Genomic DNA, 12,531 nt, shown 5'->3' with positions numbered 1-12,531 from the left:
TCAGTTCTTCGGCTTTGCCTTCAAATTCGTAACTTTGTTTAGACCGATTTCCGAAGAGAGAAAAGAGCAGATGATTCACCCGAACATACCTTTGGCCGAGCGCATGCGGCCGCATAATTTAGACCAATACTACGGACAAAAGCACTTGGTAGGCCCTACCGGTATTTTGCGTCGCTACATTGAGGGCAGCGTTATACCTTCCATGATCTTGTGGGGACCTCCGGGCGTAGGCAAAACCACGCTGGCCAACATCATCGCCAACCAGATGAAAGTGCCTTTCGTGGCCCTGAGTGCCATCAATGCGGGTGTGAAAGACATCCGCGAGGTAATTGAGCAAGCCAAAAAGCGACAGGGTACCGTGCTGTTCATCGACGAGATTCACCGCTTCAACAAATCGCAGCAAGACGCTTTGCTGGGGGCTGTGGAGAAAGGCACGGTGACCTTGGTGGGTGCCACGACCGAGAACCCTTCCTTTGAAGTGATATCGGCCTTGCTGTCACGCTGTCAAGTGTACATCCTCAAGCACCTCACCAAAGACGAGCTAATCGAGCTGGTGGACAAGGCGCTGGAACAGGACGAGTGGATGCGCCACCGTAAGGTGCGGATAGAAGAATACGAGGCCTTGCTGACTATTTCAGGAGGTGATGCCCGCAAGCTATTGAACCTGCTCGAGATCGTGGCCGAAGGCGTGAAAGCTGATGAGGTGGTAGTGACCAACGAACTGGTGAAGCAAGTGGCCCAGCAGAACATCGTGATGTACGACAAGTCGGGCGAGATGCACTACGATCTGGTGTCGGCCTTCATCAAATCCATCCGCGGCTCCGACCCGAATGCCGCGGTTTACTGGCTGGCCCGCATGATTGAGGGCGGCGAGGACCCTAAGTTCATTGCCCGCCGTCTGCTCATCGCCGCTTCCGAAGACATCGGTCTGGCCAACTCCAATGCTCTGCTCATGGCCACTTCCTGCTTTCAGGCGGTGCAGATGATTGGCTATCCGGAGGCAGAAATCATTCTGTCGCAGTGCACGGTATACCTCGCCACCTCTCCGAAAAGCAACGCCTCCTACAAAGCTATCAAACAGGCCCGGCAACTGGTGCAACAAACCGGCAACCTGCCCGTGCCGCTGCACATCCGCAATGCGCCTACCAAACTCATGAAGGAGATCGGTTACGGCAACAACTACAAGTACGCCCATGACTACGAGGGTAACTTTGTGGCACAGGAGTTCATGCCGCAGGAACTTACTAACAACGCCCTCTACCAGCCCGGCAACAACGCCCGCGAACGCGACATGCTCAAGCAACTGCAGGCGCAGTGGGGGAAGAAGTATCGGTATTAGGAGTCTCGAATTCTTGAGTTAAGAGAGGTTCTTGTAGGGACTGGTCGCGGCCTGTCCGAATCGTGCACTGGAATAACTATTCAACTATATTGACAATCAACCATCCAACAATTTAACAATTAGTTTAGTCTATGAAATGGCCCGATTGGTCGAGTATGCGGTTTGTGGAGGAGTAGTATTGAACTTTAAGCGCTATTTTTGTTTATTGTATGCAGGGACCTATATCTCCCGAGACTAAAAACAGAACCTTAACTCTAAATAGAACCTATGTTGAATTTTCTCCGATATGTGCTGGCTACCATTCTTGGCCTGTTCATATTTTTCTTTTTGGGCTTGCTGATCATGGTGGGCATTATTGCGGCATCAGCTTCCAAAGGCGATGTTACGGTGGCCGAAAACTCGGTGCTGGAGCTCAAGCTTGATAAAGCCATTGTAGAACGCGAAAAAGAGAGCCCATTTGGTGACTTATCGCTCGGCTTCTTCTCTTTTGACAGCGGAGACGGCCTCGACCAGATCAAAGCCTCTATACGCCGTGCTAAGACTGACGATAACGTAAAGGGTATTTTCCTGAACATGCGCTTCGTAGATGCCGGTATGGGTAAGCTCGAAGAAATACGCAACGAATTGATCGACTTTAAGGAGTCCGGAAAGTTCATCGTGTCTTATGGCGACATGACCAACGAGAAGGCTTACTATCTGTCTTCTGTGGCCGACAAAATATACCTGAACCCGATGGGCACACTGGAGTTCAACGGCATTAGCTCAGAGGTGTTCTTCTTTAAAGGCACACTCGAGAAACTCGACATTGAGCCGACTATCTTTAAGGTAGGTGAGTTCAAGAGCGCCGTGGAGCCTTTCTTCCTCGACAAGATGAGCGATGCCAACCGTGAGCAGATGACTTCGTTCCTGAACTCGATCAACGACTACCAGCTGCGCAAAATCGCGGAGGCGCGTGGCAAGACCTACGAAGATTTGAAAAAAGTATCGGACGAGGTGCTGGTGCGTGAGGCAGAGGATGCTAAAACCTATGGTTTGGCAACTGACATCGGCTACTACGACGAGGCTGTTGATTACATGAAAGAGCAGATGGGTGTTGAAAAAGACAAGAAACTGCAGCTAGTGAGTCTTGCCAAGTATAAGAAAGTGGATGACTCTGAGAAGAGTGGCTCAGCCAAAAACCGCATCGCCGTAATTTATGCCGAAGGCGACATTGTGGACGGTGAAGGAGACGATGATCAAATTGGCAGCATGCGCTATGCAGAGGCCATTCGCAATGCCCGCATGGACAAGAACGTGAAAGCCGTGGTATTGCGCATCAACTCACCGGGGGGTAGCGCACTAGCCTCTGACGTGATGTGGCGTGAGATTCAGGAGACACGCAAAGTGAAGCCTGTGATCGCCTCTATGTCTGATGTGGCTGCTTCGGGTGGTTACTATATGGCTATGGGTTGCGATACGATTGTGGCTCATCCGAACACTATTACGGGCAGTATCGGTGTGTTTGGCGTTGTTCCGAACTTCGAAAACTTCTTCAAAAACAAGTTGGGCATCACCGTGGACCGTGTGAGCACAGGCCAGCACTCTGACCTGCCAACTGTTACTCGCGCCATGACACCGTTTGAGAAAGAGATAGTGCAGCGCGAGATCAACAAGATCTACGAGGTATTCACGCAGAAAGCAGCCGACGGCCGTGGCATGTCTCAGGACGAACTGAAGAAATTCGCTTCGGGCCGTGTGTGGTCAGGTATAGAAGCCAAAGAGCGTAATTTGGTGGATGTGCATGGGGGCTTGGAGAAAGCCATTGAGATTGCCGCCGCGCGCGTAGGTATAGAGGACGACTACCGTCTGAAAGAGCTGCCACGCCGCAAGACCTTCTTTGAGGAGATGTTCGGCGAAGCCGGCTCACAAGTGAAGGAGCGTGCCGTGAAAGCTGAGCTCGGTCAGCTATACCCTGTGTACAAGATGTATAAGAAGGTAGAGAACATGCAGGGTATCCAGACACGTATGCCGTACGAACTGATAATACAATAACAAGGCTGGCAGGTATAACCTGCTGTTAATGAAATACTAGAAAGCCCGTTGGTACAAACCAACGGGCTTTTTTTATGTTCCGACCAATTTTTGCAAATTGCAGGTATAGCGGGTTGGGGAAAATACTGCGGGAATACATGACCTAAATCATTTATTCTGTCAGAATTTATACCCTATTTCGCGAACCCTAAAAATAGCATACAAAACGATGAACGATATGATGCAGCAACTACGAGAGTCCGCTTCTTACATACAAAACCAGACGGGCAATTTTAAACCTGAGTTCGGAATTATTCTGGGCACCGGTTTGGGCGCTTTGGTGAAAGAGATTGAGATAGAATACAGCCTTAACTACGCTGATATACCACACTTCCCGGTATCTACGGTGGAGAGTCACTCCGGCCGCCTGATTCTGGGTCAACTGGCGGGTCGACGTGTGATCGTGATGCAGGGCCGTTTCCATTATTACGAAGGCTACACGATGAACCAAGTGGTGCACCCGGTGCGCGTAATGAAACTGTTGGGCGTACAGAAACTCTTTATCTCCAATGCCTGCGGCGGCCTGAATCCGGCCTTCAACACTTCAGACCTGATGGTGATCACCGACCACATTAACCTGCAGCCATCTAACCCACTTATCGGTCCGAACATTGATGAACTGGGTCCGCGTTTCCCAGATATGAGCGACGTGTACGACGAAAAAATGGTGCGTCAGGCCATGGTGATCGCTGAAGACGCTGGCTTTGACTTGCGTGAAGGGGTATACGCCAGCGTACCCGGCCCGATGCTGGAGACCTTAGCGGAGTATAGTTACATTGCCCGAATCGGTGCCGATGTAGTGGGTATGTCCACCGTGCCAGAAGCCATTGCAGCCCGCCACATGGGGATGAAGATCTTCGGGATCTCCGTTATAACTGACATGGGCACACCGGACCGCATCAAGAAAGTGATCTTGGCCGACATCTTGGAGGCTGCCGCTGTTGCAGAACCACGTATGACCATGCTGATCAAAGAACTGGTGCGTCAGCAATAGCAGCATAGATTTTATGGAAAAGGGCAGCTCTTGAGCTGCCCTTTTCTGTTTTTACAGAAGTAGTGCCATCAGGTAAGCCAGTCCAAGCAGTAGGGTGTTGAACATCCCGTGTGCCACCATGGCCCAAGTCAAACTGAAGCGAAGGCGGATATAGCCCCAGAACAGGGCACCGATGAACTGCGGCACGACTAGCAATGGCATGAGGGCCACAGGCAAATGCAGGTTGTCGTAGTTTGCTAAATGTGTGAGTGCGAATATGATCGTAAAGGTATAGAACACATCGCCGAAATGTTTTTCCCACAGGCGTCGCATGCGCCAAGTCCGTATGTCAGAGGTCACCACCCAAATGGCCAGCATGAGTGCACCCATCCAGATGATAACGCTGATCAGCGTGCTGATGCGGGTCAGTTCTAACAGGGTGGGCAGCACGAAAAAGATGATGGCCATAAAAGCGACGAATAGCCGCATGCGGGTAAAGCGCAAGGGGGCACGGAAGAAAAACTCTTCGACGGCGGGGCCTATGAGCGCGACGGCTAGCAGCACCAACAGCGGGTTGTTGTCCTGCAGGAACCGATCTAGGCGATGGCTGGCAAAAGGGTTGTGGCCCATCAACCTGATCAGGCCGTAAACCAGCGCCGATAGCACTATCGCCAGCACCAGTTTGAGCACAAATAGCTGTAAGAATGGTCGCCATACCTGTGTTGGCTTCTCGTGAAGGGCATCCGACTGTTGCGGGGCTCTTAAAAATTGCCAAAAGACCGCTACCGTATCTTTCATGCGCGGTTTTGAGGACTCACTTCGCCGATCAGAGTTTAGTTCTGTCTCCACTTCCGCTGCCTTTCTAATCAATTATCACTGTTTTCCGGTCGTAAGAGAGGTTGGTGAAAATGCCAATACCACCCTGCACGGAAGATACGATGCGGGACGGCTGCGCAAAGGGGTTACCGTTGGCGTTACGGGCATCAGAAACAGAGCTCAGAAAGTCGTAATATTGCTTCTCGATATGGAATAGCGAAACGACGAGCGTATCGCCTCGCTCGTAATCGTAAGCAGAGCCATAAGACACACGCTTGCCATTGGTAAGCCGGTCGCTGGATACGAAGTCGCGCTCCGAGTCGTTGGTAAGGCTGTCGCGGTGCACCATGTAACGGTAGAAATTCTCGGCGTTTGGATCATCCTGAAACGAGGTAAGGAGATAGGCTTTCTCCTTGTCGTTGAATTTCCATTCCACCGCCTCTATCGGCACCGGCCCCACAATAGTGGTCGTGCCCGTCACATGGCGCCCTTTCCTGTCCCTTACCTCCAAGGTCACCACATCTCCCGGACTCAGATTCAGTTGTTCATTCCTGCGGTGCGTGAAGTATTTGCCGGCTTTCTGGTCCTGATAGGGACTGAAAGGCAGTTTAATAGTTTTGCCTTGGTGTGTGATGAAAACTTCTGCATCGGGTACAAGGGGCAGGTCCGGCTCGTTGAAGTAGCTCACGCTTTCCAACACCACGGCTCGCAAATTTTTGCCGGGCTCCAAGTAGCACTCCACCACCAGTTGGGAGTCGTGGGGAGGCAGCTTCACTTCCACCTCCTGCTCCAGATCGCAGGCGACCAGCAAGAAGAGTAGTGGCAACAGCAAGGTATAGAAAACTGCTTTCATCAGAACTTGAAATTATAGGTAACAGAAGGGATAACCGGAAAGAGCGAGACCTGCTTGGCCCTGAAGCCGAGAGTTTCGTTGTCTTCCTCGTCTTTCACCTGCTCAAAATACACAAAGTAAGGGTTGCGTCGGTTGTAGGCGTTGTAGGCGTTAAAGGTCAGGTCCGCTTCGCCCCACTTGGGTTTGAGTTTGAGCACCAAGCCAAGATCAAGTCGGTGAAATGCATTCAGTCGGAAGCTGTTGCGGTCGCTGTACACAGGCACCACAATGGCGCTCTTTCCTTCCACATCCTGAAAAGCGAAGCGGGCCACCGGTAGTGAGTAGGCATTGCCGGTGCCATACACAAAGGCACCAGTCAGGTTAATCCGTTTGCTCAGTTTGTGCAGCAGCACCACACTCAGATCGTGTCGGCGATCGTAGCGGGTCGGGAAGCGGCGGCCATCATTTATACCGTCGAACTGGCGGTAACTCCATGAAAGGGTATAGCCGACCCAGCCGGTGGTGCGGCCTTTTATCTTCTCAAGGTATACCTCATTACCATAGCTTTCGCCCTTTCCAAATAGAAACTCTTCTTCCAGATCGTCATTCACGAAGAGGTTGGCCCCGTCGCGGAAGTCTATCTGGCGGTGCATCCACTTGTAGTACAGTTCGTTGGTGATCATGAAACGGCCTTGGCCAAACAGATGGCTTATACCTGCAGCCACCTGCTGGGAGCGCTGAGGCTTCACGTAGTCATTGGACGGGTACCAGATGTCGGTTGGCAGCGAGGCCCCGGAGTTGGCCACCAAATGAATGTACTGCATCATGCTAGCGTAGCTGGCCTTCAGGGCGGTTCTCTCGCTCAAGTTGTACTTGGCCGAGGCGCGCGGCTCAAAGGCGGCATAGGTCTTGCCATCGCTGTTGAAGGCCGAAAGCCGAAGCCCGTAATTGAGCGAGAGTCGGTTGCTTACCTGAAAATCATCAGATACGTAGGCGGCGGCTTCAGTAGCCTCGTAATCGTTGCCCGCCCCGAAGGAGAGCCGGTTGTCGTCGGAGTCGAAGTTGAGCCGGCCAATCGTGAAGCCGTGACGGGTTGCCATGGCGCCGAATTGCAAGGTATGGCCCTTGTCCAAGATCAAGCTAAAGTCGGTATTAAGAGCGACGTCGCGGATGTCAGAGGTCAGGTTGAAGCTGAAGACGTCAATCTTGTTGTTGATGTTGTACTGGTAGCTGCTGCCCGAAAGAGTCGTGTTCACCTGAAAGCGTGGGTTGAACTTGTGCTGCCAGCGCAGGGCTCCCACCTTGTTGCCCCAGTCAAAGCGGAACTGAAAATCCTCGTCATTAAACCCGAAGAAGTCGCGTCCAAAATAGCCGCTCAGAAAGAGCTCATCCTTCTCACCCAGTTTGTAGTTTACTTTGCCATTGAGGTCGTAGAAGTAATAGTCAGGTATAGGACTGAAATCCTCTTTGCCTTCCTGTAAACGGTTGATCTGGCGGGTGAAAATATCAAAATAAGTGCGGCGACCCGAGATGATGAAGGAGGACTTGTCCTTTACAATTGGCCCATCCACGGTTAGGCGCGAGGCGATCAGGCCAATACCGCCAGTGGCGCTGATGCGCTCCTTGTTGCCATCACGCATTTTTACATCAACCACAGAAGACAGCCTGCCGCCGAACTGAGCCGGGAAACCGCCTTTGTAGAGTTCCACGCTTTCCACGGCATCAGGATTGAACACCGAAAAGAAACCGAATAGGTGAGAGGCATTGTAGACCACGGCATCGTCTAAGAGCACGAGGTTCTGGTCAGGACCGCCACCGCGCACGTACAGGCCTGAGGCCCCTTCGCCACCTGACTGCACCCCGGGCTTGAGCTGCAGCGTCTTGATCAGATCAACCTCCCCGAAGATGGCAGGCAACAGCTTGGCCTCCCGTGTGGTTAGAGTCTCGACGCTCATCTGGTTTGCGTTCAGTTTCTGCTGGAGGGAATTAGCTTCCACCACCACTTCGCGCAGTTGGCTGTTGGCCGCAAGAAGGACGAAGTTTATGGTAAGATTTCGGTCACTGACTTCAATGGTACGAGTGGCCGCTTCGTAGCCAATGTAGGTGACTTGCAAGGTATGGGAACCTTGGGGCAACTGCAGGGTATAGAAACCCCGTGCGTCGGTTACGGCCCCGGTGCGCAGCTCAGGAACCGCTACGGTGGCTCCTATAAGCGCCTCCTCACTTCCGGTACCCCGCACGAAGCCGCTGATAGTGTAGGAGCTCTGTGCGAACGCATTCGAGGCGAAAAGGCTGAGCAGGCAGAAAAAGAATACAGCAGAAGCTGGTAAACGCATGTAAAGAAGATTAAATCCTTGGCTTTGAAATCAGGTATAAAGGTACAAACAATAAACCTGATATGCCTTAGTAACGCCCTGAAAGGCTGATTGTTTAAAGCGGTTCGAACAAAAATGGTGATTGGGCTTGATTGTAGAGGCAGTCTAAGGCATAGTTTCGTTGAGCCATGCGGCACGCAAACGCAATTGCCTGTCGGTGGGCTGTTCCATGGGCTCGAGAAGGTGCAGCACTTCGCGGCGTAACTGGGTAATTTTGCCCGTGAGCTTTTTAGGCTTTACATTGCCTTTGGCGTCTTTTCGGCCCACGGTGAATTCTATTTTGCTGCCGGGTTTGGCCTGTTGCAGGTCTTCTCCAATAATCTCCCGGATGTTCATCGGAGTGATTTCTTTGCCATTGAAAGCCAATAACTGGTCCCCTTCCTTAAAACCCATCTGCCGCCCAAACTCGTCCATCTCATCGGTTTCTGCCACGGTTATCTTGTCAGCCTCCCGGTCGTAGCCCGGCACGAAGCCGCCGTAGGAGTTAACGAGCTGCTCTGACACCGCTTCGTACTGAACGCCCACTTTTGAAAACAGTTCATTTAAGGGTAAGGGCTCGCTGCCTTCTACATAGCGGGCGAAGAAAGTGCGTATCTCAGGGTAGGTCAGTTCGGTGATCTTGTCAAAAAGCTCATCGTCTTTAAAAGGCTTTCCTTTGCCATACGTTTTCGCCAAATCCTGCATCAGGTCCACCAGTCCGTATTGACCGTCCGATAGGTCACGCAGCTGTATATCGAGAGCCATGCCGATCAGAGCACCTTTCTGGTACACGTTGCCATACTCTTTCTCATGCTCGTCGAGCACGCGGGAGCTCATCTCCGTAAAAGCCAGCGTGTCGTTGTAGGCCATCGAGCTGAACAGGTACTCCCGAATCTTCTGCATAAACTCATCCACCGAGATCAATTGCTCGTGCACCTGCACATGCGAAGCGAAATACTCCGTCACGCCCTCGTACAGCCAAAGGTGTTTGGACATGCGCGGATTGATAAAATCGAAATCGTGGATCTCCTCGGACTGTATGGAAAGCGGTGTCACGATATGGAAAAATTCATGAGCCGCCACGTCGCGCATGGTGCTGTTGAAGCGTTCTTCGGGCATCTCGGGCAGGTAGTAAACCGAGGAGTTGGCATGCTCGAGCGCCCCATACGAGCCAGATTTGCCCGGACGTTGCGGCACATAGATTAGGAAGGCGTATTTGTCTACGGGCAGCGTGCCGCCAAGATAGCTGCGTTGCGCTTCCAGTATGTCGCGGATGTTGTCGGCGATTGGTTTAGACGTAACCCGACCGGTAGGGGAGTAGACTGATACCAGTACTTCTGTCTCGCCCAAGTTGAGTACTGTCGTGTCAGGTTTATTATACATCAAAGGGGAATCGGCCAGTTCTACATAGTTGGGCACGTTATAAGTGTCGGCTGTGGCGGTACTAGAAGTGGCCTGCAGTGCCGTAGAGCCGTAAAAGCCTTGGGGTTTGGTAATGGTGAGCTCATAAGGTACCTGCTTGAGCCCGTCGAAATAACCTACGAAGCCAAAGGTGTTGATTAGGAAATTCGTACCCTGTTCAATATTGGTGCCTCCCGGCTCAAACAGCACGTCCTGCCGCCTCTCGGCATCGAAGGTGTCGTCTACCCAGTAGGTGATCCGGTCTAGGTTCTGAGCCTGCGAAATGCGCCAGCGGTTGGTGTCGATGCGTTCTACGGGCAGCGGCTTGCCCTGCTTGTCCAGCGCCTGAAACTCGGACACAAACTTTCCGAAGTCGGACACGGAGTAGGTGCCCGGCACGATCTTGGGCATGTTGTAAATGGTCTCGCCCTGCTTGATGGCTGGTGGGCGGAGGCTCACTGGTAATTTATCGTTTTTTACTTGGGTGAGGTCGATTGTGACGGCGTAACGAGGTTCTGAGCTGGACTGTGTGGCAACTGAGGAGCAGCTGAAATGCAGGCTAAGCAGCAGGAGCAGGATCGTTTTGGTTAATTTCATGTAGCGCGGGCGTGAGTGAACACCTAGTTAACGGCTGCAGGCTGCTTTTGGATTTGCTGTTGCCTGTTCTCTAACAGAGAATCGACAGAAGCGGGGCCGGCACCGTTGAATAAGTAAAAGAAACCGGCGAAAATAAGCTCAGCGGCGGGATAGTATTGTGGAAATGACTGCCCAATGTGCACGATCACAATGGCGGCCATGAAATTAATAATGAGCAGCAAGCCGGCTATGCGGACACCCCAACCCAACAGGAGCATCACGCCGATCAGGAACTGGGTATACACCGAAAGATGAGCGGCCAAAAGCGGATCAGGCACCCCATGCGCCTGCAGAAAATCCCGGAACTCGAGCATACGCTCCCAACTCAGTATATTATCCTGCACCCCATAAATCAGAAAAATCCCCATGGCAAACCGCAGGAACACCACTCCATAGTCCCGATGACGCCTAAAGAATGTAAATGGGTCCCTGCTCATAGGCTGTCTCGTTACATCGCGCCTCTTCGTCTGTGGTAGTATCAGAACTAATGTATAAATGATTCTCTTTCGATCTTACTTCGGTACTGCAGTCTTTTACTTGGTGGGGTTCCAGTGTGGTTTGCTGCGTTATTTGCACACCGGTGAGTATCTGTACCATGTCAGACAGGGCAGGGCGAAAGTCGGCGAAGCTGAGGGCACCGGATATAAGCGAAGCGAAGAAAGCGGCAATGGCACTGTTCATTTTTTCCTTTTTGTGGTGATATCTATTCTATAGATGCATTCTGAGGCAAAAAGGATGCTTCGGTGTTTAAATATTTTTTAAAAAAATATGGAGGAAGAGCAGTTGCTACACCTTACACAAAAGGCCCCCTAATCTCAGAGAGCCTTATGTGGTTAAATTAGCACGATACTTTACCTAATCAGCTAGTGTGTTGCTGTATGATCTGGTTAAGTTGATGACCGGGTACGGCACCGGCCTGTTTCCAGACTACCTGTCCGTTTTTGAAAAGCATAAAAGTGGGCACGCCCTGTACGCGGTACTGCTGTGCGGCGGCTTGGTTTTTATCCACATTTATTTTGATGACTTTCAGCTTGCCCGAAAAGTCTTGGGCAAGCTTTTCCACCACAGGGTTCATGGTTTTGCAGGGGCCGCACCAGTCGGCGTAAAAGTCCACAAGCACCGGCATGCCCGGGCTTTTTATCAGTTCAGCGAATGATTTCTTAGCCATAGTTCTCTTTTTGATACCTATTTTACGACGTGAGCAAGCAAAGGATTATACCTTTGTGCACTTTAAGGTATAGAGCATCGGAATCATATCCTGCAGGTGCTTGATGCGCCAGTAGCCGTCGGGTCCCTGCACCGTGTGGCTAAAGCAGTTGTAGGGCGAGTAGGGGAATTCGTGGAATAGCTCCAATTTCAGTCCGTGGTTTAGCAGCGCCGTCATCACCTCGCTCAGGCTGTGGTTCCAAGTGTATTCTTTGTACTGAATAGGGGCATCAGGATCGGTGTAGGTGCCGGTGCTATCTTCCACGATTGGCTCCGGCGTATTGGAATAGGGGTACTTTATACCCTGAAAGTCATTGTCAAACATCCACACTAAGGGGTGAAACTCGACCATGTAAAACGTACCGCCCGGCTTCAGAAAATGAGCGATCACTTCGGCCCAGCGGTTCAGGTCAGGCAGCCAGCCGATGACTCCATAGGAGGTGAACACGATGTCGAATTGCCCTTGCAGGTTTTCTTTCAGATCGTACACATTGGAGCACACAAAGCGGGCACTCAAGCCAAGTTCTTTATTTAGTTTCTCCGCTTCATTTATCGCCTCATCCGACAGGTCTATACCTGTGGCGTCGGCGCCCAGTCTGGCCCATGAGAGGGTGTCAAGTCCGAAATGGCACTGCAGGTGCAACAGGCTTTTGCCGGCCACTGATCCCAGTTCTTCGAGCTCTATGGCATTAAGTGAAGTTTTTCCCGCCTTAAAACCGGCCACATCATAAAAGTCGGAGTCTTTGTGCACCGTGGTACGCAGGTTCCAAGCTTGGCGGTTGGCTTCAAAATAGCTTTCTTCCTTTTCAGTCATACCGCAAATTATAATTTCTTATTTTAAAATATGAAGATAAGTGTCTTTATTTGAAATTAGCTATATTTGAAAAGCTCAATTCTACGAGTA

General features: G+C 51.5%; 11 protein-coding genes. 3 read left to right on the top strand and 8 right to left on the bottom strand.

Annotated features, from left to right (window positions below; translation table 11 throughout):
- The first annotated feature begins 70 nt into the window (after window positions 1–70).
- The 3 genes from Q1A04_RS05285 (at window position 71) to Q1A04_RS05275 (ending at window position 4,403) form a co-directional block, all read left to right on the top strand.
- Entirely contained in the window at window positions 71–1,339 is a 1,269-nt protein-coding gene (locus tag Q1A04_RS05285) for a replication-associated recombination protein A (RefSeq protein ID WP_299703632.1), read from the top strand.
- A 267-nt stretch (window positions 1,340–1,606) separates the two neighbouring features.
- Window positions 1,607–3,370, top strand: a complete 1,764-nt coding sequence (gene sppA / locus Q1A04_RS05280) for a signal peptide peptidase SppA (RefSeq protein ID WP_299702207.1) — start codon at window positions 1,607–1,609, stop codon at window positions 3,368–3,370.
- A gap of 217 nt (window positions 3,371–3,587) precedes the next feature.
- On the top strand, window positions 3,588–4,403 hold the full coding sequence (locus Q1A04_RS05275; protein WP_299703630.1) for a purine-nucleoside phosphorylase: 816 nt from the start codon (window positions 3,588–3,590) through the stop codon (window positions 4,401–4,403).
- Window positions 4,404–4,454: 51 nt separating this feature from the next.
- Here Q1A04_RS05275 and Q1A04_RS05270 read toward each other — a convergent pair whose 3' ends face one another.
- The 8 genes from Q1A04_RS05270 to Q1A04_RS05235 form a co-directional block, all read right to left on the bottom strand.
- Window positions 4,455–5,180: a CPBP family glutamic-type intramembrane protease gene (locus tag Q1A04_RS05270; RefSeq protein ID WP_299702204.1), complete on the bottom strand. Its 726-nt coding sequence runs from the start codon at window positions 5,178–5,180 to the stop codon at window positions 4,455–4,457.
- Window positions 5,181–5,244: 64 nt separating this feature from the next.
- The gene (locus Q1A04_RS05265) at window positions 5,245–6,051 is read right to left on the bottom strand and encodes a DUF4249 domain-containing protein (RefSeq protein ID WP_299702201.1); all 807 of its coding nucleotides are present in this window, start codon (window positions 6,049–6,051) and stop codon (window positions 5,245–5,247) included.
- A complete protein-coding gene (locus Q1A04_RS05260; protein ID WP_299702198.1) occupies window positions 6,051–8,366 on the bottom strand; it encodes a TonB-dependent receptor in 2,316 nt (771 codons plus the stop codon). Before Q1A04_RS05260 ends, Q1A04_RS05265 begins: the two co-directional genes overlap by 1 nt.
- Before the next feature lie 144 nt (window positions 8,367–8,510).
- Window positions 8,511–10,382, bottom strand: coding sequence for a peptidase M61 (locus Q1A04_RS05255; RefSeq protein WP_299702195.1), 1,872 nt, complete (start codon window positions 10,380–10,382; stop codon window positions 8,511–8,513).
- Between the two features lie 23 nt (window positions 10,383–10,405).
- A complete protein-coding gene (locus Q1A04_RS05250; protein ID WP_299702192.1) occupies window positions 10,406–10,858 on the bottom strand; it encodes a DoxX family protein in 453 nt (150 codons plus the stop codon).
- The gene (locus Q1A04_RS05245) at window positions 10,830–11,102 is read right to left on the bottom strand and encodes a hypothetical protein (RefSeq protein WP_299702190.1); all 273 of its coding nucleotides are present in this window, start codon (window positions 11,100–11,102) and stop codon (window positions 10,830–10,832) included. Before Q1A04_RS05245 ends, Q1A04_RS05250 begins: the two co-directional genes overlap by 29 nt.
- 178 nt (window positions 11,103–11,280) lie before the next feature.
- Window positions 11,281–11,589 (bottom strand): thioredoxin, encoded by a 309-nt coding sequence (gene trxA, locus Q1A04_RS05240; protein ID WP_299702187.1) that lies wholly within the window; start codon window positions 11,587–11,589, stop codon window positions 11,281–11,283.
- Between the two features lie 45 nt (window positions 11,590–11,634).
- A complete protein-coding gene (locus Q1A04_RS05235) occupies window positions 11,635–12,441 on the bottom strand; it encodes a bifunctional 2-polyprenyl-6-hydroxyphenol methylase/3-demethylubiquinol 3-O-methyltransferase UbiG (RefSeq protein ID WP_299702185.1) in 807 nt (268 codons plus the stop codon).
- Between the last annotated feature and the right edge of the window lie 90 nt (window positions 12,442–12,531).

Origin of the sequence: uncultured Pontibacter sp. (genome assembly GCF_947499215.1) — a bacterium.
Classification (GTDB): domain Bacteria; phylum Bacteroidota; class Bacteroidia; order Cytophagales; family Hymenobacteraceae; genus Pontibacter.
The sequence above is the reverse complement of the archived record's forward strand: the minus strand, read 5'-3'. Positions and strand labels throughout refer to the sequence as shown.

Coding starts and splice junctions, on each gene's coding strand:
- Q1A04_RS05285 (WP_299703632.1), top strand. CDS start 71: ATGATTCACCCGAACATACCTTTGGCCGAGCGCATGCGGCCGCATAAT.
- sppA (WP_299702207.1), top strand. CDS start 1,607: ATGTTGAATTTTCTCCGATATGTGCTGGCTACCATTCTTGGCCTGTTC.
- Q1A04_RS05275 (WP_299703630.1), top strand. CDS start 3,588: ATGATGCAGCAACTACGAGAGTCCGCTTCTTACATACAAAACCAGACG.
- Q1A04_RS05270 (WP_299702204.1), bottom strand. CDS start 5,180: ATGAAAGATACGGTAGCGGTCTTTTGGCAATTTTTAAGAGCCCCGCAA.
- Q1A04_RS05265 (WP_299702201.1), bottom strand. CDS start 6,051: ATGAAAGCAGTTTTCTATACCTTGCTGTTGCCACTACTCTTCTTGCTG.
- Q1A04_RS05260 (WP_299702198.1), bottom strand. CDS start 8,366: ATGCGTTTACCAGCTTCTGCTGTATTCTTTTTCTGCCTGCTCAGCCTT.
- Q1A04_RS05255 (WP_299702195.1), bottom strand. CDS start 10,382: ATGAAATTAACCAAAACGATCCTGCTCCTGCTGCTTAGCCTGCATTTC.
- Q1A04_RS05250 (WP_299702192.1), bottom strand. CDS start 10,858: ATGAGCAGGGACCCATTTACATTCTTTAGGCGTCATCGGGACTATGGA.
- Q1A04_RS05245 (WP_299702190.1), bottom strand. CDS start 11,102: ATGAACAGTGCCATTGCCGCTTTCTTCGCTTCGCTTATATCCGGTGCC.
- trxA (WP_299702187.1), bottom strand. CDS start 11,589: ATGGCTAAGAAATCATTCGCTGAACTGATAAAAAGCCCGGGCATGCCG.
- Q1A04_RS05235 (WP_299702185.1), bottom strand. CDS start 12,441: ATGACTGAAAAGGAAGAAAGCTATTTTGAAGCCAACCGCCAAGCTTGG.